This is a genomic window from Acinetobacter genomosp. 15BJ (genome assembly GCF_000400715.1).
In the GTDB taxonomy this organism is placed as follows: Bacteria; Pseudomonadota; Gammaproteobacteria; order Pseudomonadales; family Moraxellaceae; genus Acinetobacter.
This window is the reverse complement of the sequence record NZ_KE007347.1, coordinates 1,642,020-1,668,427: the sequence shown is the minus strand read 5'-3', so window position 1 is coordinate 1,668,427 and position 26,408 is coordinate 1,642,020. Positions and strand designations below refer to the sequence as shown.

At 41.2% G+C, this 26,408-nt stretch carries 23 protein-coding genes; 14 read left to right on the top strand and 9 right to left on the bottom strand.

What is annotated here, in order from left to right; translation table 11 throughout:
* Nucleotides 1-153: 153 nt before the first annotated feature.
* Entirely contained in the window at nucleotides 154-1,092 is a 939-nt protein-coding gene (gene epsC / locus F896_RS06390) for a serine O-acetyltransferase EpsC (protein WP_004805539.1), read from the bottom strand.
* Between the two features lie 62 nt (nucleotides 1,093-1,154).
* Nucleotides 1,155-1,664: a rhodanese-like domain-containing protein gene (locus F896_RS06395; RefSeq protein WP_016164320.1), complete on the bottom strand. Its 510-nt coding sequence runs from the start codon at nucleotides 1,662-1,664 to the stop codon at nucleotides 1,155-1,157.
* Nucleotides 1,665-2,071: 407 nt separating this feature from the next.
* Here F896_RS06395 and tauA point away from each other — a divergent pair, with 407 nt between their 5' ends.
* Genes tauA through tauD form a run of 4 tightly spaced genes read left to right on the top strand, consistent with a single transcriptional unit; the run spans nucleotide 2,072 to nucleotide 5,653 of the window.
* Nucleotides 2,072-3,112, top strand: coding sequence for a taurine ABC transporter substrate-binding protein (tauA, locus tag F896_RS06400; protein ID WP_171069702.1), 1,041 nt, complete (start codon nucleotides 2,072-2,074; stop codon nucleotides 3,110-3,112).
* Between the two features lie 9 nt (nucleotides 3,113-3,121).
* Nucleotides 3,122-3,913 carry a taurine ABC transporter ATP-binding protein gene (locus F896_RS06405; protein ID WP_016164318.1) on the top strand — a complete coding sequence of 264 codons (792 nt, stop codon included), beginning with the start codon at nucleotides 3,122-3,124 and terminating at the stop codon, nucleotides 3,911-3,913.
* Nucleotides 3,910-4,791 (top strand): taurine ABC transporter permease TauC, encoded by an 882-nt coding sequence (tauC, locus tag F896_RS06410; RefSeq protein ID WP_016164317.1) that lies wholly within the window; start codon nucleotides 3,910-3,912, stop codon nucleotides 4,789-4,791. Before F896_RS06405 ends, tauC begins: the two co-directional genes overlap by 4 nt.
* A 16-nt stretch (nucleotides 4,792-4,807) precedes the next feature.
* A complete protein-coding gene (tauD, locus tag F896_RS06415; protein ID WP_016164316.1) occupies nucleotides 4,808-5,653 on the top strand; it encodes a taurine dioxygenase in 846 nt (281 codons plus the stop codon).
* 308 nt (nucleotides 5,654-5,961) lie between these two features.
* Here tauD and F896_RS06420 read toward each other — a convergent pair whose 3' ends face one another.
* Complete coding sequence (locus tag F896_RS06420; RefSeq protein WP_016164315.1) at nucleotides 5,962-7,056, bottom strand: AraC family transcriptional regulator; 1,095 nt, start codon at nucleotides 7,054-7,056, stop codon at nucleotides 5,962-5,964.
* 69 nt (nucleotides 7,057-7,125) lie between these two features.
* On the opposite strand from F896_RS06420, the gene F896_RS06425 reads away from it, so the two are divergent.
* The 3 genes from F896_RS06425 (at nucleotide 7,126) to F896_RS06435 (ending at nucleotide 11,680) form a co-directional block, all read left to right on the top strand.
* A complete protein-coding gene (locus tag F896_RS06425; protein WP_016164314.1) occupies nucleotides 7,126-8,874 on the top strand; it encodes a neutral/alkaline non-lysosomal ceramidase N-terminal domain-containing protein in 1,749 nt (582 codons plus the stop codon).
* Complete coding sequence (locus tag F896_RS06430) at nucleotides 8,871-10,157, top strand: D-arabinono-1,4-lactone oxidase (RefSeq protein ID WP_016164313.1); 1,287 nt, start codon at nucleotides 8,871-8,873, stop codon at nucleotides 10,155-10,157. Before F896_RS06425 ends, F896_RS06430 begins: the two co-directional genes overlap by 4 nt.
* Before the next feature lie 359 nt (nucleotides 10,158-10,516).
* Nucleotides 10,517-11,680, top strand: coding sequence for an alanine racemase (locus F896_RS06435; protein WP_016164312.1), 1,164 nt, complete (start codon nucleotides 10,517-10,519; stop codon nucleotides 11,678-11,680).
* Nucleotides 11,681-11,733: 53 nt separating this feature from the next.
* Here F896_RS06435 and F896_RS06440 read toward each other — a convergent pair whose 3' ends face one another.
* The 3 genes from F896_RS06440 to F896_RS06450 all read right to left on the bottom strand — a co-directional run bounded on the left by F896_RS06440 (nucleotide 11,734) and on the right by F896_RS06450 (nucleotide 14,192).
* Entirely contained in the window at nucleotides 11,734-12,102 is a 369-nt protein-coding gene (locus F896_RS06440; RefSeq protein WP_016164311.1) for a hypothetical protein, read from the bottom strand.
* A gap of 145 nt (nucleotides 12,103-12,247) precedes the next feature.
* Entirely contained in the window at nucleotides 12,248-13,489 is a 1,242-nt protein-coding gene (locus F896_RS06445; protein ID WP_016164310.1) for an OmpP1/FadL family transporter, read from the bottom strand.
* 262 nt (nucleotides 13,490-13,751) lie between these two features.
* Entirely contained in the window at nucleotides 13,752-14,192 is a 441-nt protein-coding gene (locus tag F896_RS06450; protein ID WP_004654701.1) for a universal stress protein, read from the bottom strand.
* Between the two features lie 248 nt (nucleotides 14,193-14,440).
* On the opposite strand from F896_RS06450, the gene F896_RS06455 reads away from it, so the two are divergent.
* Together F896_RS06455 and F896_RS06460 are read left to right on the top strand one after the other, a co-directional pair.
* Entirely contained in the window at nucleotides 14,441-14,731 is a 291-nt protein-coding gene (locus F896_RS06455; RefSeq protein ID WP_016164309.1) for a hypothetical protein, read from the top strand.
* A gap of 107 nt (nucleotides 14,732-14,838) precedes the next feature.
* Complete coding sequence (locus F896_RS06460) at nucleotides 14,839-15,330, top strand: DUF2505 family protein (RefSeq protein WP_004654699.1); 492 nt, start codon at nucleotides 14,839-14,841, stop codon at nucleotides 15,328-15,330.
* Between the two features lie 43 nt (nucleotides 15,331-15,373).
* Here F896_RS06460 and F896_RS06465 read toward each other — a convergent pair whose 3' ends face one another.
* Entirely contained in the window at nucleotides 15,374-15,577 is a 204-nt protein-coding gene (locus tag F896_RS06465; protein ID WP_032812489.1) for a hypothetical protein, read from the bottom strand.
* Nucleotides 15,578-15,709: 132 nt separating this feature from the next.
* On the opposite strand from F896_RS06465, the gene def reads away from it, so the two are divergent.
* The 4 genes from def (at nucleotide 15,710) to F896_RS06485 (ending at nucleotide 18,655) form a co-directional block, all read left to right on the top strand.
* Entirely contained in the window at nucleotides 15,710-16,192 is a 483-nt protein-coding gene (def, locus tag F896_RS06470) for a peptide deformylase (protein WP_004805557.1), read from the top strand.
* A gap of 116 nt (nucleotides 16,193-16,308) precedes the next feature.
* A complete protein-coding gene (locus tag F896_RS06475) occupies nucleotides 16,309-17,586 on the top strand; it encodes a glutaminase (RefSeq protein WP_016164308.1) in 1,278 nt (425 codons plus the stop codon).
* A 148-nt stretch (nucleotides 17,587-17,734) separates the two neighbouring features.
* The gene (locus F896_RS06480; RefSeq protein WP_032882282.1) at nucleotides 17,735-18,205 is read left to right on the top strand and encodes a hypothetical protein; all 471 of its coding nucleotides are present in this window, start codon (nucleotides 17,735-17,737) and stop codon (nucleotides 18,203-18,205) included.
* Nucleotides 18,206-18,286: 81 nt separating this feature from the next.
* On the top strand, nucleotides 18,287-18,655 hold the full coding sequence (locus F896_RS06485; protein ID WP_032882281.1) for an endonuclease domain-containing protein: 369 nt from the start codon (nucleotides 18,287-18,289) through the stop codon (nucleotides 18,653-18,655).
* A 470-nt stretch (nucleotides 18,656-19,125) separates the two neighbouring features.
* Here F896_RS06485 and metH read toward each other — a convergent pair whose 3' ends face one another.
* Nucleotides 19,126-22,812, bottom strand: coding sequence for a methionine synthase (metH, locus tag F896_RS06490; RefSeq protein ID WP_016164305.1), 3,687 nt, complete (start codon nucleotides 22,810-22,812; stop codon nucleotides 19,126-19,128).
* Between the two features lie 438 nt (nucleotides 22,813-23,250).
* Between metH and F896_RS06495 the strand changes: the two genes are divergently transcribed.
* On the top strand, nucleotides 23,251-24,882 hold the full coding sequence (locus tag F896_RS06495) for an inorganic phosphate transporter (RefSeq protein ID WP_016164304.1): 1,632 nt from the start codon (nucleotides 23,251-23,253) through the stop codon (nucleotides 24,880-24,882).
* 473 nt (nucleotides 24,883-25,355) lie between these two features.
* Here F896_RS06495 and F896_RS06500 read toward each other — a convergent pair whose 3' ends face one another.
* Nucleotides 25,356-26,342 (bottom strand): Tim44 domain-containing protein, encoded by a 987-nt coding sequence (locus F896_RS06500; RefSeq protein ID WP_016164303.1) that lies wholly within the window; start codon nucleotides 26,340-26,342, stop codon nucleotides 25,356-25,358.
* Nucleotides 26,343-26,408: the final 66 nt, after the last annotated feature.

Below are 26,408 nucleotides of genomic sequence, written 5' to 3'. Positions count from 1 at the left end.
ACTAGAGGTGATTTATTATTTTTAAAAATATTAATATGAGATAAATAATGCTGAATCGTGATTATGTGGCTCATAAACATATATTTATGAAAAATAAATATAAAACCTGAATAAGGCAATTTAATCTATGGAATTTATATCAGCCTCATTTAATTAAACTTTACTGTTATGCAATGATTCACTGGGTGACTGTAAAATTTGGCTGCCTGCTGCAACACTATGCGTCAGCCATACATTGCCGCCGATAATGGAGCCTTTACCAATGGTGATGCAGCCTAAAATCGTTGCTCCCGCATAAATCACCACGTGGTCTTCAACGATTGGGTGACGGGCATAATCTTTTTTCAATGCGCCATCTTCATTCAGTTCGAAGCGTTTTGCACCAAGCGTCACCGCCTGATAGATACGAACATATTCACCAATCACTGAGGTTTCACCAATCACTACACCTGTGCCATGATCGATAAAAAAGCCTTTCCCAATTTGCGCACCTGGATGAATATCAATCCCTGTGGCTGAATGGGCCAATTCAGAAATAATCCGTGAGAGCAGCGGTACACTGTGATAGAGCTGATGTGCGACGCGATGATGAATAATCGCTAAAATACCTGGGTAGCAGAGTAGGACTTCATCAACGCTATGCGCTGCGGGATCACCTTCATATGCTGCACAGACATCTGCATCCAATAAGCGGCGGATGTCGGGCAAGGTATTGGCAAAGTCCTGTACGATCGTTTGTGCCAAAGCGACTTGCTGTTCATACAGCAAACGTTCATTGCTTGAAACAGGGATTGGTTTGACTCGACTCTTGGCTTCGTAATTTAAAGCCAACTTGACCTGTGCAAACAGTTCATTCAAGACACGGTCAAGGGTATAGGCAATATAGTAATCCTCAGTTTCTTGGCGTAGATCGCTTGGTCCAAGTCGCATTGGAAATAAGATCCCGCATAGATCATCTAAAATTGACTTAAGCGCATCCTTAGATGGGAGTTCACGTCCACCAAATTCCTTGATGCGATGTTGACGCTCCCTCCATTCATGTCGTGCTTGTTGTAGGCCTTCGACGACAGGCTGTATTTTCCATTGGCTCACGCGAGTTCCTTGCAAAACGAGATTTTAAATAAATCGTAAAATCATTGCTTAAAAAAGCAGCGCTAATCTTGTAGCCAAGGCAATTGATGCGTACGCCAACCATTGCTTTGATTACGTTGTTGTTGCTGGTTTAAATCACCTTCAAAGCCTTCTTGCACGTTATAAACTTGAGCAAAACCTGCACTAAATGCTGCCGCAGCTGCTAAAGCTGAGCGTTTACCACTACGGCAGAGCAGCAGAATGGTTTTGTCTTTGCCAACTTTGCTATCCAGTTCTTTCAAAAAGCGTGGGTTTCGGTTAAATGATGTGCCAGTTGCCCATGCGACGTGGATACTTTCAGGGACATAGCCGACAAATTTACGTTCTTCATTGGTACGTACATCGACCAATACCGCTAGGCCTTGTTCAACCAAATACCAAGCTTCAGGAGGTAGTACGCTGCCAGTGAAATCGAGTTCATTTTCTTCAGCAAAATGTTGCGCACGCGCTAAGATATCTTGTGGATTTTTTGATAAACCGTGAATCGTAGATGTCGATTCTGCTATATCAGTAGAATCAAATTGAGCATTCATTTTTATAACCTTTCATACATCAGCGGGATGATGTTTTTATCTTAGGGCTGTTTTTATATTCAGGAAAATAAGCAAAATTTATTTATATATCTATTTTTGATAAATAATAGGTTTTTATTAACTTATTCGGAATATAGTTTGGAACTGTATTTTAAAAATGAAAATACTTATTTAATTTAAAGATGAAATTATCAGGATTAAATATTTTACTTTTCAATTAAACCGAGAGATAAATATTTAAAAAGGTGATTTGGGAAAATTAAATGCAAGAACATTAAAAATATCGCAATTGAGAATAAAAGCAGCATAAATTGTCTAAGACTTATTCTTATCTTATAAAGGAATAAGCAACTCACTTTTTCTTATTTTTAATCATAAAGCATGCCGCATACCATAAGCCTATATTGTTGAAAGATCATCTAATTATGGGCATCAAGAACACCAAGCCGTTAATCGTTACAGCGATCGTCCTTGTGGCGATTGTTGCTTTTATTATCTATCAAAATCAAAAAGATGCTGCACCTGTTCAGTCTAAAAACAACAAAGCAGTGGTGATAGCTTACCAAACTGGTGTTGATCCAACCAAGGTTGCACAAGCCAACGGTGATTATGAACGTGATAGTAATCAAGCAATTCAGTGGCGCAAATTTGATGCAGGTTCAGATGTGGTCAATGCATTGGCTTCGGGTGATGTGGTGATCGGCAATATCGGCTCTAGCCCTTTGGCTGCTGCTGCAAGTCGTGATTTACCGATTGAAGTATTTCTTGTGACGGCTAAATTAGGTGGTTCAGAAGCATTGGTGGTAAGTAACAAATCAGGCATCAAAAACCCGCAAGATTTGATTGGCAAAACCATTGCTGTACCATTCGTTTCAACCACGCATTACAGCTTATTGTCAGCGCTCAAGCATTGGAATATTGCGGATAACCAAGTCAAGATTATTAACTTACGTCCACCAGAAATCACAGCAGCTTGGGAACGTGGTGATATCGATGCAACATATGTTTGGGAACCTGCATTAAGCAAAGTCAAAGCCAGTGGTTATGTATTAACAGACTCGAAACAAGTTGGCGAGTGGGGCGCACCAACCTATGATTTATGGGTAGTTCGTAAAGATTTCGCTGAAAAAAATCCAGAGTTCTTAAAAGCATTCGTAAAAACCAGCTTGAAACAAGTTGAAGCGTACCAGCAAGATCCAAAAGCATTTGAACAAAATGCCGATAACATCCAGAAAATTGCTCAGCTGACAGGCTCGGATAGCAAAGATATTCCATTGCTTCTTTCAGGAAATAGCTATCTTGATCGTCAGCAGCAACAAACCACTTTATCTGGTGAGTTCGCCAAGAATATTTTTGATACCGCTACGTTCCTAAAAAGCCAAGGCAAGGTGGATCAAGTAAAACCTGATTATCAAGCGAATGTCACGACCAACTTCTTACAGCCATAGGAGATCGAAATGAGTGTATTAGCTGCCGAGCATCTTCATTTAACTTTTCCAAATCAGACTGTGCCTGTACTTCAAGATATCAATTTAACAATTGAAGAAGGGACTTTGACTGTGATTTTGGGTGAGTCTGGTTGTGGTAAAACAACATTGCTAAATATTTTGGCAGGTTTTCAAAAGCCAAGTTTAGGTCAGATCAAGCTGGATTATGAAGTGATCACTGCACCTGATGCACGCCGTGCGGTCGTGTTCCAAGATCATGCTTTATTGCCTTGGTTAAATGTCTCTGAAAATATCGGTTTTGCTTTACAGCTTAAAGGTTTAAAAGAGCAACAGATTCAACAGCAAGTGGATGCAATCCTGAAAATTGTCGGTTTGAGTCATGTGGCTCAAGCTAATATTTGGGAACTGTCAGGTGGTATGAAACAACGGGTTGGGATCGCACGTGCTTTGATTAGTCATGCGGCATTCATTTTATTGGATGAGCCTTTTGCTGCGCTTGATGCCTTTACCCGTGAAACCATGCAGCAGTTGGTGTTGGATTTATGGATTGAGCAAAATAAATCATTCTTCCTGATTACCCATGACATTGAGGAAGCACTTTTGCTGAGCAATCAACTGGTGTTGATGACGGCTCGTCCAGGTAAGATTGTCGAAACTTTAAAGCTGGATTTTGCAGAGCGTTATAAGCAAGGTGAATCCATCCGTGCGATTAAGTCTGATCCGAAATTTATCCAATTACGCGAGCAATTGTTTGAACGCCTGCGTGTGCAGAAGCAGACAGGGCATGGGGTGGCTGTATGACGGGTCAAGCAAAAAATACAGCCTATGAGGTGAGTAAGACAGAAGAACTGCAATCGACGAACCGAGCACAATCCTCTTCGATTTTTACTCCAATTGGGGCTTTCTTTACTCGTCATCGTAGTTTAGCGCTCAGCCTTTCCAGTGTCTTGAGCGTACTGGTGATTTGGTATTTGATCACTGCATTAAAAATTGTCCCAAGTCTATTTTTGCCGAGCCCTCAAGCGGTATGGCAGAAGTTTCTTGAAGTCAGCCAACAAGGTTTTATGAAAGCCACCTTATGGCAGCATTTGGCCGCGAGTATTTCTCGTGTCTTATTGGCCTTAGTTGCTGCGATTGCCATTGGTGTACCTTTAGGTTTATGGATGGGTTTGAACAAATGGGTGCGCGCGGTGCTTGATCCATTGGTTGAGTTATTACGCCCAATTCCACCGTTAGCTTATTTACCTTTATTGGTGATCTGGTTCGGCATTGGTGAAACCACCAAAGTGCTTTTGATTTTCTTTTCGATCCTTGCGCCTGTGATTATTAGTAGCACTCATGGTGTGCTGAGTCATCAGCTCAATCGTGAACGTGCCGCTTTATCTTTAGGGGCAAGCCAATCACAAGTGTTTTGGCATGTGATTCTGCCGACCGCTTTACCGCATATCTTGACAGGTATTCGTATTGGTTTGGGTGTGGGTTGGTCGACTTTAGTGGCGTCGGAATTAGTCGCAGCAGATCGTGGTATTGGTTTTATGGTGCAGTCGGCAGCACAGTTCCTAATCACCGATACAGTAGTTCTGGGGATTATTGTCATTGCGATCGTCGCCGTTAGTTTTGAATTGTTTTTGCGTTGGTTACAGAAGCAATTATCTCCTTGGTATGGCCAACAGTTATAAGTGTGAGTAGTAGAAGATGACCTTAAATATTGAAGTTATTAAACCAACAATCGGTGCAATTATTCACGATGTTGACTTAAATACGGCTGATGAAAATACTACACAACAAATTCAACAGGCTTTGCTGGATCATCATGTAATTTTCTTACGTAATCAGCAGCTTGCACCTCAGGCACAAGCGGAGTTGGCACGTAGTTTTGGTTCTTTGCATATTCATCCGATCTATCCATCTATCGATAATGTGCCTGAAATTATTGTATTGGACAGTTGGAAACAAGACTTACGTGACAATGAGCTTTGGCACACTGATGTGACTTTCAGCCAGAAACCGCCATTGGGTTGTGTATTACAAGCCATCAAGATTCCACCTGTGGGTGGTGATACGCTCTGGTCGAGTGGCGCAGCGGCATTTGCCGCATTGGATCAAGGATTGCAGCAAAAGTTAAAAGGCTTAACGGCAACACATGATATTCGTCAGTCTTTTCCGATTGAACGTTTCTCGCATAACGATGTTGAGCGTAAAAAACTGGAAGAAACGTTTAAGCGTAATCCACCTGTTGTTCATCCTGTGGTGCGAACGCATCCTGTTACAGGTCAGCCGATTTTGTTCGTGAGCGAAGGGTTTACCACGCGTATTAATGAGCTGGATGAGACCGAAAGTGCTGAATTGCTGCAATATTTATTTGCGCATGCCACCAATGAGCAGTTCCATTTGCGTTGGCAGTGGCAAGCCGGTGATGTAGCGATTTGGGATAATCGTTGTACACAGCATAAGGCGTTATTTGATTATGGTGAGGCGCATCGGATTATGCATCGTGCCACGATTAATGGTGACGTGCCGTTTTATCAAGCGGCAAGTTAAGGCTTCATTTAGATTGGAAGGCTTGGGTAAAATCCTGAGCTTTTTTATTTTATAGTTCGATCATCTTTGTGGAATCTTATGGCGATCTCATCCTATTGGGGGATAAGCCTTCAGCTGGAGTTACTTTTGTTTCGGCAAAAGTAACCAAAACCATTGTCATCCACAAAACCTGTCTTCTTTCGGCATCTCTTTAAATTAATCGCAGAAATAGCATCTGATTAATCTCACGCAGGTTGTGGATGACCTGTAGCACCAGTAATTCCTGAGATATGTTCATTTTATATGGGTGGGCATTACGAATTAATCATTTAAGTAAGGTGAGTCTCTTGTTTATAAACCGAGGGCGCTTGCCCAGTCCATCGTTTAAAGGCACGTCTGAATTCACGTAATTCGCTAAAGCCTAGTTGCAGGCTAATCTCACTCATGGATAGGTTCTTTTCCAATAACTGTTTGGCTTTACGCTCCAAGACATTTTGCCGAATTTGTTGAAAGCTCAGGCCCTCTGATAACAATTGACGTCTTAAGTGGCGTTCGCTGATGTGTAGTTGTTCGGCAGCTTGTTGCATCTCAAAACGTTCTGGTAAATGCTGTTCAATCAAATGATCAAGTAAATGCACATAGCCGACCTGATTGAGCTGGTCTATTTCTTTTAGGGCTTGTTCACAGATGTGTAGCGCAGTTGCATAGTTGGCTGGACTGTAATTTTTTAAGCTGCGTTGCAACAGACTGCTACTAAAACGCATGATATTTCTATCACTGTTAAACTGGATTGGGCAGCCAAAGAGTTCGTTATATTGTTGTTGATATTCGTTTGGTAAATAGCTGAGCTCAAGATTCACCACATCATCATGATCGCCCAGCATCGCATTTAAACAGGTGATGATGCTGCTAAATAATTCATCATAGAAAAAGGCTTTCAGTTCATTGCAGGGATAGGGTTCGGTGACTTCCAATTCACAAAGATCAGCGTGGATAGAAAAGTCGATATTTAAGACACTGCCCGAAATCCGATGGTAGCGCAGCGCAATATCTAAAGCATCTGCAACGGTTTTACAGGATTGCATGGCAAAACCCAAAATCCCCATTGAAATCAGACCTTCGCTACTGCCAAGCTTTAAGCCTAGGTTAGGTTGTTGATAGGCTGTCATGGCTTGATGGACAACATCACAGAGTTGGCTAAAACGAACCACACCTTGAGTTTGCTGTATTTGTGCAATGTCTAACCCTGAATCCTGAAACCAAGCGGCATAGCCCCATTGCTGTTGCTCAGCATAGTGAATCAGGCTGGCCAAAATCGTTGGTGGAATGAATTGCTGTGTTTCAGTGTTATTGAAGAATTGTTTAGGCATAAGTCCGTTTTGCCCCCCAAAGAAAAGTGTCTTTAACCCTGTTGGGTATCGCATAATTTTGATTAACTTTCAACATGCTTTGTGACAAGCAATCAGAAAAAGAATTGAAAAAGGGAAGCACCAATGTATCAGGTGGGTTGGGACAAGCAGCAAATCAAGATTACACCGAAAGGCTATGCCATGTTTGGTTATGGGCAATGGTCACATCGGGCATATCAACAAAGGACTGCTTTATATGCACGCAGTGTGAGTATCATCGATCAACAGGGCATTCGACTGCTGATTTGTTGTCTGGATTTAGGCTGCATTACCCATGCGATACGTAGCCAAACAGTAGCGCGACTCACACAAATACTTGACTCACAATTTGATGAAAATCAATTGGTCCTTATGGCAACGCATACTCATTCGGGGCCTGGCGGTTGTGGTTATGAAGCTTTATACAATATGCCAACGCCTGGTTTTGTGCCTGAACATTTAACTGCCATTGTTGAGGCAATTGTACAGAGTATTCAAAATGCGATTGCGTCTGAACAAGACACCGAGATTTTTTTAGGGACGCAGCATTTTCCAGAACATACTGCTGTGGCGTGGAATCGTTCGATCAAAGCCTATAATCGTAATCCAGACGTTCAGCCACGTACCGAAGCTGAAACGCATTTAGCCTTGAATCGTGAAATGCAACTGATTGGTTTCTATCGTGAGCAACATCTACAGTCCTTTATTTCCTTATTTGGGGTACATGCAACCTGTTTGGGAAATTCTTTAAACGCCTATGATGGCGATAATAAAGGCTATGCAGCCGCATTCTCTGAGCAGGCTTTAATTGAGCAAGGGATTCAAAATCCAGTCACGATTTTTGCCCAAGCGACTGCAGGCGATGTATCACCGCATTTTCATGGCAAAGATCAGCTCAAGATTCGCAATCAAATTAAAGGTGAGCAGGAATATCAGTACGCGCAACAAAATGGGCGTTATCAAAGTGAACTAGCTTTGAATGGCTTACAACAGAATATCCCTAAAAATATGCAGAAAGTCGAAGGCAAGATCGATGCTGTTTTGTCCTATGTAGACCTGAGTAATATTGAAATTCCAGATGAGTTTGCAGAGGGTCAAAAGCATGCAAAGACCAGTCAGCCTTGTCATGGCACCGCATTTTTTGCAGGCACACCTGTCGATGGTTTAGGTGCGCCCAAACCCTTAATCATGGGGATGCAATTTTTAGCCGATCAATTTCGCAAACAGAAAACCAAGCATTCCAATCCAGTTGATTTTGTAGCGTATCAGCAACTGTATGCATCACAAGGGCCGAAACAGATTCTACTGGAAGCGGGTGCTAAAAAAATTTTAGGTCAACCGATTGGTTTTCCGCCGAGTATCCTTGATCCGTTGATTGCAGAAATGAATCGACAAGTGAAAGCAGGGGCGATTCAGCACAGTCCTTTAGTACCGAGTGTGGTTCCCTTACAAATTGTGCGATTAGGTCAATTGACTTTGATTTGCTGTCCGGGAGAATTTACCACTATTGCAGGACAGCGTGTCGTTGATACGGTTAAACAGACGTTTGCCGTACAGGCTTCGATTGAAAGCGTTTGGTTAGCATCGTACTGCAATGATTATATGGGCTATGTCACCACCTATGAAGAATACCAAGCGCAAGCTTATGAAGGTGGGCATACCTTATTCGGTCAATGGACATTGGCAGCCTGTCAGAGCAAATTCAAAGGATTAGCAGAACAATTATTACTAGAAAAAACTAAACGTCATTACGATGAAATGACACGACCACAGCCGATTCCAGAAAATGAACTCGCAAAACGCACCAATCATGGCAATTTAAAAACTGCCGTTAGCCAAGGAGAGGCAGTATGAGTGATTTAACACAAGGCATTTGGTCGAACTGGTCTGGCTTTCAAAAAGCTAAGCCGCAACAGATTTTACAACCTGCCAATATTCAAGAACTACAGGCTATGGTTCAAGCGCAGCAAAAAATGCGGGTGGTTGGTGCAGGGCACTCCTTTACGCCGCTGGTGTGTACTGATGCAACTTTACTATCTTTGGATCGAATTTCAGGTGTGGCATCGACGGATCTTGATCGATGTCAGAGTAGTATTTATGCAGGCACACGCTTATATGACCTAGACCAACATTTACAACAGCAATCGATTAATCAGGCTTTGATGAATCAGGGAGATATCGATCAGCAAAGTCTGGCAGGTGCGGTTTCTACAGGGACACATGGCACAGGTGCAGATTTGCATTGTATTTCAGCTTATGTTGAAGCATTTGAGTTGTTAACCGCTTCGGGTGAAATCCTGAAATGCAGTCGAACAGAGCATCCTGAAATTTTTGCCGCAGGGCGAGTTTCTTTGGGGAGCTTCGGCATCTTGACTCAGATCACCATGCAGAATCGCCCGCGCTATAAACTCAAAGAACACATTGAACTTTGTCTAGTCGAAGACATGATGCAGCATATTCAGCAATGGAAACATCAGCATCGACATATTGAGTGCTTTGTGTTTTCCCATGAAAAGCAGTTGATGCTGAAAACCTTGGATGAGACAGATGAAGCGGTTTTGCCACGGAAGGAAAATTTTCCATCTGATGATACTTTATTGACTTTATGCTCTGAGTTGACCAAAAACTTTCCGTCACTAAATCCTTATTTACAGAAGCTGTTAGGTATCTTTGTCAAACCGACCACCTATGTTGATTGGTCGAGCAAGATATTTCCAACGCCGCGTAATACCAAATTCAATGAAATGGAATATCAGATTGCTGTGGATCGTGGAGTTGAATGTCTGGATGAAGTGTTGCATGCCTTAAGAAAGTATAAAGTTGCCACCTTTTTTCCGCTCGAATTTCGCTTTGTCAAAGGGGATGATATCTGGCTCAGTCCGTTTTATCAGCAGGACTCCATTTCGATTTCAGTGCATCAATATCATAAGCAAGACCCGAAGTTAATTTTTGATGTGGTTGAACCAATCTTGCAGAAATATGCAGGTCGTCCGCATTGGGGTAAAATGCATCATATGACCAGCACACAGCTTCGGGCTTTATATCCAAAGTGGGATGATTTTATGGCTTTACGTCAGCAGCTTGACCCAGAAGCCAAGTTTTTAAATCCCTATCTGGAAAAGTTGTTTTTAGGTTAGTTTTAACTTGAGTTCGACTTAAATGTTTATTTAATTTATTGAAAAATAATTAACTTAACGGAGTCTTGCCGAGTTTTTATCTATTTTAGGATAAGCCACTTCGTCTTGCGCTTCACTAAAGCTTTAGTCGCTTTGGCTTGCTCAGGCTCGCCTTACTTTGGTTTCGCCCTGAGAAGCGTTTGAAGCTTCGTAAGAGCAAATGCATTGTCATCTACATGTGGAGCGACTAGCTCCGCAAGGTAGTTCAGCTTTATTTCGCTTCGCCAAAGCTTTAGCCGCTTTGGCTTGCTCAGGTTGTAGATGACTTTTTCACGTATCAAATTACATGTAAATTTTCTTTGATTGAAAAAGGTATAGCCATGTTGGATCATTATTTTAAACAACTCAATCTCGACCTAAAAAAACAAGGGATTGCGACTCCGCAACTGATCATCGATGAGGCAGCGTTAAAACAAAATATCCAGCATGTTCAGATTCGTCTTGCTCATGCCAAACATTTAAAAGCACGCTTGGTGGTCAAGTCATTAGCAAGCCTAGACCTACTTAAGCTATTATCTGAACAGATCAATACGCAACGCTTTATGGTATTTCATCAACCGCATATTGTTTCGATCTTAGAAAATTTTGCCGAAGCGGATATTTTGTTGGGAAAACCAATGCCTGCTCAAGCAGTACGTCATTTTTTTGAACAGTATACAGAATGGTCAAATGCCAAAATTCAGTGGCTGATTGATACCAAGCAACGCTTACAACAATATCTTGAGATTGCTCAGCTCTATTCTCTTTGCTTAGATGTGAATATTGAAATTGATGTTGGTTTACATCGTGGTGGAGTACAGTCGACTCTGCAACTGACCGAAATTTTAAAGCTAATTCAACAGTACCCGCAGTATTTAAAGCTTTCTGGTTTGATGGGCTATGATGCGCATGTGACCAAAATTCCAGCCATCATTAAAAAACCAGAACTGGCTTATCAAAGTTCGCAACAGACCTATGCCGATTACCAAAAGCTAATTAAAGAGCAGTTCCCAACACTGTGGAGGGATGAGCTTTGTTTTAATGGCGGTGGCAGTCCAACCTTTAGCTTTCATACGACTGAAAGTGTCTGCAATGACTTGTCATTCGGTTCAATGTTGTTAAAGCCTAGTGATTTTGACAGTGATTTTTTAAGGGCATTGCAACCTGCATTCTGGATTGCTGCGCCTGTATTAAAGATATTGCCGTTTACTCAGCTTCCTTCTATGTCTTTATTGGATAAATTGCCACATAAATGTAAGGCATTGTTTATTTATGGTGGCTATTGGCTGGCTGATTATGTCTATCCTGATCAAGCACATACTCATGCATTGTACGGGCGTAGCAGTAATCAGGAGTTGGTCAATGTACCGAAGGATTGTGGTATTCAAGTCGATGACTTTGTGTTTTTAAGACCGACGCAGAGTGAAGCAATTATCCCTCAGTTTTCTGAGTTGAAGCTGTATCGCAAACACGCTTTTGAGGCATGGCAAACGTTTAGTGAATAACGGTATTACGATTACCAATATTTGATCTAAAAGTCTGCCGTGTATTTTGAGCTTTAAAATAAATCGCTTAAATGGCAGCTTTTCGCTTCAGTCAGATTTTCGATGGAATCGACCAATAGAATATTGATATCTTTTTCGCTTTTATAAGCCGCAATCACTTCTGCATAAATTGGCTGTTTTAGTTTTGTGGCTTTGGATAGAAAACTTGATACCGCCTTTTGCTTAGACCAGTCCGCATCTTTCAATACATATTCATTCTGCGCAATATCACATCGCTTTAAAATGGCTTTGTTATCTTGAATAGTTAAGGTACCCATAAAAATATCCATGCTTTCCTTGTGATCAGGCGAATTGGCAAAAGTGGTAAAAGGAAAAACTAAGCTAAAGATAAGTATAGAAAAGACAAGAGGCATTTTTTTCATTGGGTTTTCCTAGAGATGGCATTCATTATTAAAATAATGCTTTGAGATTCTAATCTAATCCGTCGATTGAATGCCATAAAATAGCCAAGTAGGAACAGGGCTTAGGGTTGAACATGTTCCTATTTGGCTTGATGAGATATAGTGATTAAAAGTGGTAGCCTATTTTCAAACCATAGGCGATTGCACTGTTATCTTTAAAATCGGCCTGTTCAGCAATGGGTTTAATGCCTGGCATAGGAATGTAATAGGTGCCATCTTCAGCAACCGCATCACCTAACCAGAAGTACTTAACTCCAGCGGCAATAAAGTAGTTTGGGGCAGGATTAAACTGAGTCCCTAGACCAATACCCCAAGATCCTTTGGTTGGATTCAATGTGGATGCAGGGTCGCCTGTACCAGAGTCCCAACTGACTTCAGTCGATGCACTCCATTTCTCAGTAAATTGATGTCCAAGCCCGACATTGACCGTCCACTGATCTTTTTGGTAGCTGTCTAAATCAAAACCACCTGTATATGCACCATCACTGATTACGCCAGTGAGATACTCCGTCACTGCGCCAAATTGAGTCGGTCGAATATGAAAATCTTTCCAGTTGACCCAACGTAGATTGGTATAGAGCAGTGTGTCTTTATAGACACCTGTTTGAAAATCAATATTCACCGATTGTGGTGTCGAAATTTTGGTTTTACTTGCTGTAGTGACTTCCAAAGGCTGACCGAACATGGTCTCAGTCACTTGCATGTCGTGGTCGATCTTGGAGCGATAGGTCACTGCAGCTTTTAGGGCAATATCAGGAATTTGATAACTTAGACCTGCCAGCCAACCGACTGCATGATCCTGTTTAAATTTGGCATCATAGCCATTAAAGGCTTCACTGTATGAATTACCACGTAGCGCAACATCACCTTTGACCGATTGATAGACAGCACCGCCATAGAGTTGAAAATTGCTAAAAGGACTGACACCTAAAATCATGCTAATACTTTCGGTATCGACATTGACTGATGTACCTTGCTGGGTAAATTCATTGTCCGAGAAGGTGTTATTCGATTGCATCGGATAGCTAATATCAGCACCAAAAGGCTGGTCATAGAGCAGACCAAAGCTGATTCGATCAGTCAGTTGGAGCTTGAGTGCGGCACTATAATATTGAAAGCTATTGCCCATATTGCCTGAGTTAAGATTTTGCGGATCATTGACCAGTTCTGGACGATTACGGATTTTCCCCGAAATATCAGCATCAACGGCTGTAGCATTGACTTCAACATAGTTACCATTTTCCAGAAAAGGAAGAATAGATTGTCCTGATTGGTCCAGTGCTGCTGCGTGATTTAATGTACTGATACATATCCCACACAGGCCAATCCCCATTGGATTGAGTTTCATATTGATCATCCTTGTAAAACCGTGTTTTATTCTTAAACGTGCTCTTTTTATTGACGGTCATTTTTTCTGGCGATAGTAAGCTGATTCAACTCACTATTTTGACTTGAAAATAAATGTCCAACTGCTAGTGAAGCATCTTTTTAAATCGTAGAACAGGGTTGTAAATAATCAATATGGGGGGCGAAGCGGTCATACCCCTAACTTTGAGACAATAAAAAAACCTTGTATCGAGACACAAGGTTTTTTCAATTAAAGCAAAGTGTTATTGCTTCACAATCAGCACTGGAATATGTGATTCTGTTAAAACGGCACGCGCCACACTGCCCAGCAATAAACGTTTTACGCCTGTGCGGCCATGTGAACCCATAATAATCAGATCTGCACCAACTTCATCGGCGACAAAGATAATCCCTTCACTGGCTGAACCATGATGAATTTTGGTATTCACCTGAATGCCATCACGGACAAAGGATTGGGAAATGTCTTGTAGTTGTGTTTTGGCTTGTGCTTCGGCTTGCATAAAATAATCGGTCACCGCAGGGGCAACTTGATAAAAATCCACACCGACAAATGGGTCAACCGCAACCACACTCAGAATGGTGACTTGTGCCCCAGAGAGTTTTGCTAAAGAAAGCGCATGTTCGACTGCGGCATAGGAAATTGGAGAGTCATCAACAGGAACTAAAATATTTTGATAAGACATATTTACTCCTTATAGTTTATCGTTGTAAAAAATAGAAAACATAACAAGGTGATAACATATTGAGCCTGCGCTAGCAAATCAGCACTGCCTAAAAATATATGATAAAACTGAAAATAATGTAGAAAAACAGCATATTCCGCAGCAAAATAGAGGCATAAGAAAATCACTGTATTTTTGTAAGTCAGTTGAAGATTAAGCTGAGAGTTAACCATGCAATTCAAGCACGATTTAAATCAGAAGGAAGCTTTGTGTTACTCAATTTAGAGGCATTTAAACAACAAAAATTTGACCAGATGGCAGCTAAAATTATGGCTGATCCAGCGCTTTATCTGGATTTTGATTCGGTTTCAGACTTTTATAAAGCGGCATGGTTAGATGAATTCCCGCAAGGCACCACATGGTCAGCCACAGGTTTGGATGATGGTGCAGAGCAGTTTTATGCAGTGATTGAATATGGAGATCATTATCTATATATCAGCCGTATGGAGCGTGTCACAGTTAAATTAGGCATACGGCATCATTACAATAGAAATAACTAATCCGAGCAGTCATCCATTTTTGTCTGATCAGATTTAGAGATGTAAATGAGAATGCTATACTTTTGCGCAATGATGAAATCCTAATAAAACGAAATGGACATTTAAAAATGGCACATCAATTTACGGTTAATGAAACAATTCATGGTGTTTCAATTGAGGACTTTTCAAGATTGGTGGCGGATACTTCATTGCATGAAGCAGTGTGTAAACGTATTCCGGGCGAAAATTTGGAAATTATTGAATCGAATATTCAGGGTGATATTTATACGCTACGCCGTGAATATAATCTGGATGTCAATATTCCAGAGGTGGCGAAAAAATTATTAAAAAATGCATTCCGTTTAAAACGTGCTGATATTACCCATTTAAAAAACTTAACCTCCACAGTTGAATTGGGTGCAAATCTACCTTTGGAAGCGAAGGGTGAGCGCAGTGTCACTGGCGACAGTGAAAAAGTGAATATCTCTTTAACGTGGACAGTGAAAGTTAAAGTGCCATTGATTGGTGGGATGTTAGAGAAACATGCAGAAGGTGAAATTCGTAAATTCAGCACGCTTGAAATCGAGATCGTAGCCGATGAATTAAAGAAACACCTTTAATTTTTGCAGAAAAGAAAGCTCTCCTTTTGGGGAGTTTTTTTATTTAGAAGCGTAGAAAATAGGGGAGGATGGAAAGAACAACGCCAATGATACTGATCATCGCCGTGCTATCAATAAAGTAGGTAAAGAGCATCAAGACTAAACCACAGACCAAAGGCACGGTCATTTTCTGCTTTTTGCCATACATAAAATAGCCTAAGCCAATCGAGCTAAAGATGACACCTAGAAACAGTTGGGTTGCATTCATGTGCTTTGCCATTCATTATTTTTTTCGCGAATATATTATGACAAGATTCTTAAATGAAAATTATGGTAACGCGATAAAATATCCAATACGATAATATTCACTATTTGGTCAAAATAACGATAAGGGCGTGGGATGAGTGTAATTCTACCTGTAGCACAACGTGGTGAAGAAGTTTTAAAAATTAAAGCGGCAGCTGTCGCAAACGGGGAATTTAATAGTGAGTGGTTATTGCAATTGGCATCCGCCATGCATGCGACTATGCTGGAGCGTAATGGGGTAGGGATTGCAGCACCACAAGTTTATATTTCAAAGCGATTAATTATTGTGGCATCTCGTCCGAATCCACGTTATCCCGATGCACCTGAAATGGATGCGGTCGTGATGGTCAATCCTGAAATTTTGGCATTTTCTCAAGAGTCTTGTTTAGGTGAAGAAGGCTGTTTAAGTGTGCCAGACGAGCGTGGGCAGGTCGAACGGGCACAAGCAATCAAAGTACGTTACTACACTTTACAGGGTGAAGTGATTGAAACCGCTTTTGAGGGGTTCCCTGCACGAATTGTTCAGCATGAGGTGGACCATTTGGATGGCATTTTATTTGTAGAGCGTTTGAGTTAGTTGTGTATGTAAGCTCATAAAATCATTACAAAAGCTATAATTTTAATATGATCAGTCCTCTGTACTATAAGCGCTTATCTAAATTAAAACTTGAAACATTTAAAGGCTAGATGACCATGAAAACTCCACTTCCTGATTATTTGGCACATGTGATTAATGCCTGCGATATTGATAACAGTGGGCATCTCGCAGATTATATTCCTGAGTTAGCTAATGCCAATCCCGATCGATTAGCACTGGCATTGTCTACTGTCGATGGTGAAATCTATTCCGTTGGGGATGATGAGATTGAATTCACCATTCAATCGATGTCTAAACCGTTTACTTATGCTTATGTGCTGCAACAGCTTGGCATTGACGCAGTATTAGAGAAAGTTGGGGTTGAACCTTCGGGTGAAGCTTTTAATGAAATTTCATTGGGTAAAGATCGCCGTCCTAAAAATCCGATGATTAATTCGGGAGCAATCACCACGCATTCACTGATTCCTGTCAAAGATGACTTATCTGGTGCAGAAATTTTACGTCGATTTATGAGCGAGCTGGCTGGACGTGAACTGAAATTTGATGATGCTGTTTATGAGTCAGAAGTAAAAACCGCTTATCGCAATCTCTCGATTGGTTATATGTTGCGTACGGTTGGGATTTTGGAAACTGATCCTGTCGATATTGTGAATGGTTATATTCGCCAATGCGCGATCTTGGTGACGGTTAAAGATTTAGTGAGGATGGGTAGTGTTTTTGCCAATGGTGGGGTTGATCCTAAAACTGGAAAACGCTTATTGAATCGTGCTGTGGTACGCCAAGTCCTGAGTGTGATGATGAGCTGTGGTATGTATGATGCCGCGGGGGATTGGCTCACAACAGTGGGCATTCCGGCTAAAAGTGGTGTCGCAGGTGGAATCTTGGGTGTATTACCGGGTCAGGTCAGCATCGCGGCTTTTTCTCCTCGGCTTGATGAACACGGCAATAGCGTACGTGGTATTGATATCTTGGAACGACTTTCCCGTGATATGGGATTGCATTTGATGGAAGGTACACCTTCCGCACAAACCATTGTACAGAGCCATTATCGAACTGGAAAAGATGCTTCTTTGAGTGTGTATGTGCTTCGCGGGGTGTTGAAATTTACTGAAGCTGAAATGTTGTTACGGACCTTGCAATGTGAGCCTGTCAATAAAAGTTCTATTGTGATTGATTTAACTCAGATTTCATTGATTCATGATGTAGGAAAACGGATGTTTCTTGAGGGAATTGATCGTTTGATTGATGATGGCCATAGCTTGCTTTTGGTTGATCCTGAGCAGCGTTTAGATCATGCGCGAACGCATAAAGATCGGGTGTTGCATGTTTATCAGAATCTTGAGGATTTGATTGAGAAGCATAAAGAGCTGTAGGAGTAGAGAGCCTATATTGAAATGATATAGGTTCTAAATAGCGTTTATGTATTGTGCTCAATAGAGTCGGATGGATTGTCTTTTATGGTGGAGAATTTAATTTAAATTGTATTTATAATGAGCCGAGTAGTTTTGAAGAATATCTAGAATGAAAAATAAAATATTGGGTTTTATATTGATGTGTATGTCTTCCCAGACACTGTTTGCGGCTCCATTTGTGCAGCCTGTTATTCAGGGTAAAACGTACAATAATTGGGAAGTACCAATACGCTCATTCGCTAAGCCGAAAAGCATCATTAAAGGAAAACCAGATGAGTGTAATGGTGGTTATTTTCCTGATGAATATGATTATGGCAGTTTTAAACTTTTAGACACGGGTGTCATTAAAGAGGTTTATTTAAGTCAGAACAATGCACTAGTGTTTCATGGACAAAAAATTCTTGGTGGGATAGATCAAAAGACTTTTATGCAACAATTTAAAAAATATGAATTGTGGATGGACGCTGAAAATAAGAATGTTGTTTATAGTGGGCTTGCAGAAGGTGGAAATGATTCAATAGAGTTTGTCTTTAAAAATGGAAAACTTTTAAAATATAAATTGTTCTTTGATGATTGCTAAATTTTGAGACCGAGTACATATGCTATTCGAGATAAAGATTAAGCTATCTTTTGATTCTTATTCTTGAGCAGAATTGATTAGATGAGACCTTATAATAAGAAACTGAAGCAGTCATCTCGTGATTTACGGAAAAATATGACTGATGCTGAGCAACTGCTATGGCAACGAATTAGACGTAAACAAATTTTAGGATTACAGTTTTATCGACAAAAGCCGATTCTAAATTTTATTGTAGATTTCTATTGTCCCGCAGCAAGTTTAGTAATTGAATGTGATGGTGGGCAGCATTACACCAAATTGGGGTTAGAGGCTGATCAAAATCGAGATCATACTTTGAGTGAATTAGGATTGGTCACTTTAAGATTTACTAATCATCAGATTTTGACTGAGCTTGATGTTGTAGTAGAGCAGATTTATTATGTGGTTCGGCAAAGATTAGAATCCATTTAAATCCCGCTTTATAAGAGGGGGAGCTTTACTGCGAATTAAATCTATGTCGTGGATTCGTGCTGCTCCCTCCTTTTTAAAGGAGGGTTGGGGAGGATTAAGAATTTCCTTCGTATATTGTAGGTTTAATAGCTTTTTTAGTTTTCATGTGTTTTATTAAATCATTGTTAATAATATTTTTATGGTTTAATTGCATATTGGATAAAGTTAATAATCGTTGAGCGCTTATTCTGATTTTATTTAAGTCCAAAGGGCGCTAGATAGATTTTCCATTTATTAGAATATTAAGCTGAGAGTCATGAGTATCACACTCAGAAAATATTTATTTTATAAATTATATATTTTTATTTAAATATCAATTTAATCCCTCCCAACCTCCCTTTGAAAAAGGGAGGAGCTGTCATGTAATTCATTTAATTACATGAAATCCCCCTTTTTTTTAAAGAGGGGTTAGGGGAGATTAAAATATTAAGTTAACCAATCGAATCATCTAAATTCGGTGCTAACCAACGCTTTGCTTCATCCAGTGTCCAACCTTTACGCTTTGCATAATCCTCAAGCTGATCTTGAGAAATTTTACCTACGTTAAAGTATTCACTTTCAGGATGCGAATAATAGAACCCACTGACAGAAGAAGGCGGCATCATCGCAAAGTGTTCAGTCAACTTGGTACCGATCTTCGCTTCCGAACCTAACCAGTCAAATAACACTGCTTTTTCAGAATGCTCTGGGCAAGCAGGATAACCTGGTGCAGGACGAATACCGACATACTTCTCTTTGATCAACTCCTCATTGCCCAAAGTCTCATCAGCTTTATAGCCCCAGAACTCTTTACGGATACGCTCATGCAAGTGCTCAGCAAATGCTTCTGCAAAACGATCGGCCAACGACTGAACCAAGATCGCTGAATAATCATCGCCTTTGGCTTTATATTCATTTGCCAATTCTTCTGCACCAAAGATCGATACAGTGAAACCACCAAGATAATCGGTATTGTCTTTAGAAGTGCTAATAAAGTCTGCTAAAGATAAGTTTGGTTTGCCTGTCACCTTGTCAGATTGCTGACGAATATGCTCAAAGGTATGCGTAACCTTTTGACCCGCTTCATCAAACACGCTCACTGTATCTGCGCCTGTACGTTGTGCAGGGTATAAACCAAATACAGCACGTGCATCAAAACGATTATTCTCAATAATGTCTTTCAGCATCGCTTGCGCTTGGTTATACAAATCAGTGGCTGCTTCACCCACAACTTCATCTGTCAGGATTTTCGGGAATTTACCTGCCAAGCTCCAAGAGATAAAGAATGGCGTCCAGTCAAAGTATTCAACCAAGGTCGCTAATGGATAATTGCTAATGACTTGCGTGCCTAAGCTATTTGGAATCGGTGGCACATAGTTGTCATCCACCATAAAACCATTTTCAATTGATTCGGCATAACTAAGTTTGGCTGCTTTTGGCTGCTTATTGGCTAGGCGTTCACGAATCTTGGCATATTCAGCACGATGTTCAGCAATAAAATTGCCGCGCATTTCTTTTGATAGCAGGGTAGTTGCTACACCGACCGCACGAGAGGCATCGGCTACATAAATCACCGCATCATTTTGATACTGTGGATCAATCTTCACTGCAGTATGTGCTTTCGATGTGGTTGCACCACCAATCAATAATGGAATGTCAAAGCCCTTACGTTGCATTTCTTTGGCAACAAAAACCATTTCATCTAAAGATGGAGTGATCAAACCAGACAAACCGATGATGTCACATTTCTCATCAATTGCAGTTTGCAGGATTTTTTCCGCAGGTACCATCACGCCAAGATCAACGATGTCATAACCATTACAGCCTAAGACCACGCCCACGATATTTTTACCAATATCATGCACGTCACCTTTTACCGTAGCCATCAAAACACGGCCTTTGGATTGTGCATTGCCTTTTTCAGCTTCGATGTACGGGTTCAACCATGCAACAGCTTGTTTCATTACACGTGCAGATTTCACTACTTGTGGCAGGAACATTTTACCCGAACCGAATAAATCACCGACCACATTCATACCATCCATCAATGCGCCTTCAATCACATCAAGAGGACGTTTGGCTTTTAAACGGGCTTCTTCAGTATCTTCATCAATATAAGTGGTGATACCTTTAACTAAGGCATATTCAAGACGTTTTTCAACCGACTCATTGCGCCATTCCAGATTTTCAGCTTCGCGTTGTGCACCACTATGACCACGGAATTTTTCTGCCACTTCAAGCAGTTTTTCTGTCGCGTTTTGACCTGATTCACCTTGGTTCTGATTCAGAACAACATCTTCAACCGCATCTTTTAGTTCTTTGGGAATATCGTCATAAATCGCCATTTGACCAGCGTTCACGATCCCCATAGTCATGCCTTGTTTGATGGCATGGTAAAGGAATACTGAGTGAATCGCTTCACGCACAGGCTCATTACCACGGAAGGAGAACGAAACGTTAGAGACACCGCCTGAAATCATGGCATGTGGCAAGTTTTGTTTAATCCAACCTGTAGCTTCAATAAAATCGACGCCATAGTTGTTGTGTTCTTCGATCCCTGTTGCCACAGCAAATACGTTCGGGTCAAAAATGATATCTTCGGCAGGGAAGCCCACTTCATTGACGAGAACATCATAAGAACGTTTACAGATTTCACGCTTACGTGCAGCGGTATCTGCCTGACCTGTTTCATCAAAGGCCATGACAATAATTGCAGCACCGTATTGACGGCATAGGCGTGCTTTTTCGACAAACTCGTCATAACCTTCTTTTAAGGAAATTGAGTTAACAACAGGTTTACCTTGTACACACTTCAAACCTGCTTCAATGATTTCCCATTTCGATGAGTCAATCATGATTGGCACACGAGAGATATCCGGCTCAGATGCAACTAAATTGAGGAAATGCACCATCGCATTTTGCGAATCGAGCATACCTTCATCCATGTTGATGTCGATGATCTGTGCACCGGCTTCAACTTGTTGCTGAGCTACTTCTAAAGCTTCGGCAAACTTTTCTTCACGGATGAGGCGTAGGAATTTTTTTGAACCTGTGACGTTGGTACGTTCGCCGACGTTCACGAATAATGAATTTTCATCAATGTTAAATGGTTCTAAACCACTTAAACGGCAGGCTGGTTTGGTTTCAGGCACTAGGCGTGGCTGAATGTCTTTGACTGCATTGTAAATCGCACGGATATGGTCGGGTGTAGTACCACAGCAACCACCCGTGATATTGATTAAACCACTTTCGGCAAATTCTTTAATGAAAGCAGCAGTTTGTTCAGGCGTTTCATCATATTCACCGAAGGCATTCGGTAAACCTGCGTTTGGATGGGCAGAAACAAAGGTATCAGCAACATCAGAAATCGTCTTAACGTGTGGACGCATGGCATCTGCACCCAAGGCACAGTTAAAACCGATTGAGAGTAAATCACCGTGACGTACTGAGTTCCAGAACGCTTCTGCGGTTTGGCCTGTTAAGGTACGGCCAGATGCATCGGTAATCGTGCCTGAGATCATCAATGGCAGTTCATGACCAAGTTGCTTGAATACTTCTTTCACCGCAAAGATTGCAGCCTTACAGTTCAAAGTATCGAACACAGTTTCGATCAAGAGGATGTCTGCACCGCCTTCAATCAGGGCATGGGCAGCTTCAATATAGTTTTCTTTGAGCTCATCAAAGCTAATATTACGGAATGCAGGGTCATTTACATTTGGTGAGATCGAACAAGTACGTGATGTTGGTCCAAGGACGCCTGCAACAAAACGAGGTTTGTCTGGGGTTGAGTATTTTTCACATGCTGCTTTGGCTACGCGTGCCGCTTCACGGTTGATCTCTGGAACAAGGTCTTCCATGTGGTAGTCAGACATCGAAACACGGGTGCCGTTAAAGCTGTTGGTTTCAATAATATCTGCGCCTGCATCCAAGTAAGCTTCATGGATACCTTGAATAATCTGAGGTTGGGTTAAAACCAATAAGTCGTTATTGCCTTTAAGGTCTGATGCCCAATCTGCAAAACGTTCACCACGATAATCTTCTTCTTCTAGTTTATGGCGTTGAATCATGGTTCCCATTGCACCATCAATAATCAGGATGCGTTGGGCAAGAAGTGATTGTAGGGTGGTAAGCGTGGACATTCAGAAACCCCAGTCGATGATCAAGATAAAAAGCAGGGGCATTGTAACAGAAGCTACGTCAAAGCGCGTATTTTCAACAACTCAGAACAGTGATTCATCGGGTCACTTAGAAAATGTCATAAAATGTTCATGAAGTTGTCACAATTGAATTGAATAATGCTTAAAAAGAAAACATCTAGTTTGAAATATGACAGTTTGATTTCATATTTCGTTGCGTTTGTTGCAAAATCAGACAAACAGTTCTATCGCTGTTTTTGGTTTTATAATGCATTGTTTTTTATTAATTAAAGTAAATATTAGGATAGGTTTATCGCAAGAAAATACAAAAAAATGTGATGAAAACATGAAATTTTGGCTTTATGTGACAGTCCTTTGTCATATAATTGTCATAATTTAATTAAACAATACAGGGGATTTTATTATCCTCTAACCGTCTACATGAATTCTAATCTTCCTCCTGTTTCGGATTCACCGCTTGCCAGCTCTCAGGCAAAATCGACGAATGTACATGTACCAACACCGAAATTCTTTATGCCGGTGTTTTTGACAATTATTGTTGCAACACTGATTTATATCGGTTTTCAGCTCAGTGCTGATTTGGCACATGTACCGCCTTTAAGTTTATATTCAGTTATTCTTTTATCGACGGCACTTTTCATTGCTTTAGGCTTTGAATTTGTAAATGGTTTTCACGATACGGCAAACGCTGTAGCGACGGTTATTTATACCAATGCATTACCTGCCCCAGCAGCAGTGATGTGGGCTGGCTTCTGTAACTTCCTCGGGGTTATGGTGGCGAGTGGTGCGGTTGCATACGGTATTATTGCATTACTCCCTGTAGAAATGATTATGAATGTCGGCAGTGGTGCTGGCTTTGCGATGGTTTTTGCACTGTTAATCGCGGCAATCCTATGGAATTTAGGAACGTGGTTTTTGGGGATTCCTGCATCAAGTTCACATACCTTAATCGGATCGATTTTGGGTGTGGGCATCATGAACCATATCTTAAATGCTTCAGCTGGTGCGACCAGTAGTGGTATTGATATGGATCAGGTGATTAAAGTTGGTAAGGCATTATTATTCTCTCCATTGATTGGTTTTGCATTTGCAGCAATCCTATTCTTGTTGGTGAAGAAAGTATTTAAACGCCAAATGGAGCTGTTTCAGCCACCAGAAGGCAATAAGCCACCACCACCAGTGATTCGTGCAATTCTCATTTTTACTTGTACAGGTGTGAGCTTTGCACACGGTTCAAACGATGGTCAAAAAGGCATGGGCCTGATCATGTTGATCCTAATTGGCTTGGTTCCATTGGCTTATTCATTAAATAAAAACTTGGATGCGCAGCATTTACAGTCTTTTGAACAGCTTTCTTCTAAAACGGCGACGGTTTTAAACGTTAATCAAAACGAGCTGACCGATGAGAAAGCGCGTGAAGTATTAACTAAATATATCCAAACCAAAGAACAAACGGCTGAGGTTGTACCTGCGTTAGCAAGTATGACAGAGCATTTGGGTACACGTGTTGCTGGGTACGGCGATCTTAAGGCGATTCCTGAAGCTGCTGTGAGTGAAATCCGCAATGACATGTATTTAAGTACCACAACCTTTAAGCGTTTAGATAAAGCTGAAGCTTTGCCAGAAATGGATAAAGACCAAGCTAAAGTTGTAAAAGAATACCGTAGTAGCTTGGATTCATTCCTTCAATACATTCCAAACTGGGTTAAAGTTGCAGTTGCACTAGCGCTTGGTCTAGGTACCATGGTGGGCTGGAAGCGTATTGTTGTGACTGTCGGTGAGCGTATTGGTAAGAACCATATGACTTATGGTCAGGGTATGTCTGCTGAGCTTGTAGCGATGAGTACCATTGCTGCGGCAGATGGTTTGGGTATGCCAGTATCGACAACTCACGTGTTAAACAGTGCGGTTGCGGGTACCATGGTTGCCAATAAGTCAGGTTTAAACTTCGCAACAGTGAAAACCATTCTTTCTGCATGGATATTTACTTTACCAGCAACGATTACCTTGTCTGGTGGTCTATATTGGTTGTTCCTACAGTTTGTTTCATGATCCTGAATAATTAAAAGATCAGATTTAAAGGCTTTGCTTCGGCAAAGCCTTTTTTTATGTGAGTCGGTTTATATACCGAGATGAATCGTGGCTGATTTCACCTGTAGGCTTGTTGTTTTATGTTGTAGGAAAACAAATGTATTGAGCTAGCCTTAACGTGCTGATAGTGGTTCCTAAAGGCATATTGGTGTGTGATATTCACGACAAAGGGGGTGAGCTGAAAGTTGTTGAAATAGTCTCAATAAAATAGCTTTATTCCCCAAAAGAGGAATGGTTTTTCTTTGAGCTTATCCGTTAGTATCAATAGACTGATCGTGCTAGGTTGTGTTTTCACGATAATAATAAACATAAAGTATAGTTCTATTTACACTCCGCCATTCTCCGATATAGAGAGTGGCTTTTTTTATAGGTATAAAATGACGGGCAATAAAAAAGAGCTGTCGAAACAGCTCTTTTAGAATCAAAGGGGTAAATTAAGCTTGTTGAATACCTGCAACAACCCAATCTTGCTGTGAGCCAGCAGGCTTCACAAAATGCCAGATTTCAGCAAATGGTTGAGGCAAGCTGTTTAAGTCTTCACTGACTGTACCTGTAAAGCGTACGCTAACAAGGTATTGACCATTTTCAGTGGTGCTTTCAACAACCATTGCATTGAGGTTGCTAAATTCCGCAACGTCTTGGTCTTGGTTCGCCATAATGTCGCTGTACATTGAATTATAAAGTTCAGGTGTCAAGTAACGACGAATTTCTTCAACATTGCTCGCACTGTTTACCGACTGAATGTGGTTAAAACGTTGACGGGCAATACGTAAGAATGCAGCAGGTTCAGTACCATCTGGTAATTGGTTACCACTACTCATTGATGCAGCACCAAATGGCGCTTGTGGAGCAGCAGCGCCACCAGCGACAGATTGACCAAAGATGTTGGTGTTATCAGTTGCTTGACGTGCAGCAGGTTGAGGTGGGGTTTGACGGCCAAAGTTATTTTGACCGCCATTGTTTGGTGCGTATGGATTATTGGCTGCTAATTTTTTTTTTGCGCCTAATTTGCGGAAAACAAAGAAGGCGATCGCAGCAGCAAGAAGTACCCAAAGCCAACTAGGAATGCCACCTTTTTTTTCTTCCTGTTGTTGCGCTTGTTGAGTTGCTTGTTGCTCAGTTGCAGTTGGGTTCTGTTGTTTATCATCTGCCAATGCATTTGCTGCAACAGCACCTACTGCAGCACCTGCGACACCCGCAGCAACCATTGTACCAACGCCTGGACCAGATCTTTGTGGTGCAGTTTGTTGTTGAGGTGCTGGAGTTGCTTGACGTGATGGTTGGTAAGATTGGCTAGATGAACTAGATCTGCTCATGCCATGGCTTTTACCGCCACCTGCACGTTTTGCTTCCGCAAGCGGTGCAGCAACCAAAGTTGCCATTAAAAGAGCTGCCATCAAGCCACGCTGGTGTACTTGCATCGAAAATTCCTATTTAAATCCAATTTGTAAATGTATTTATGAAGGTATTTCGATGGAATTTCAATA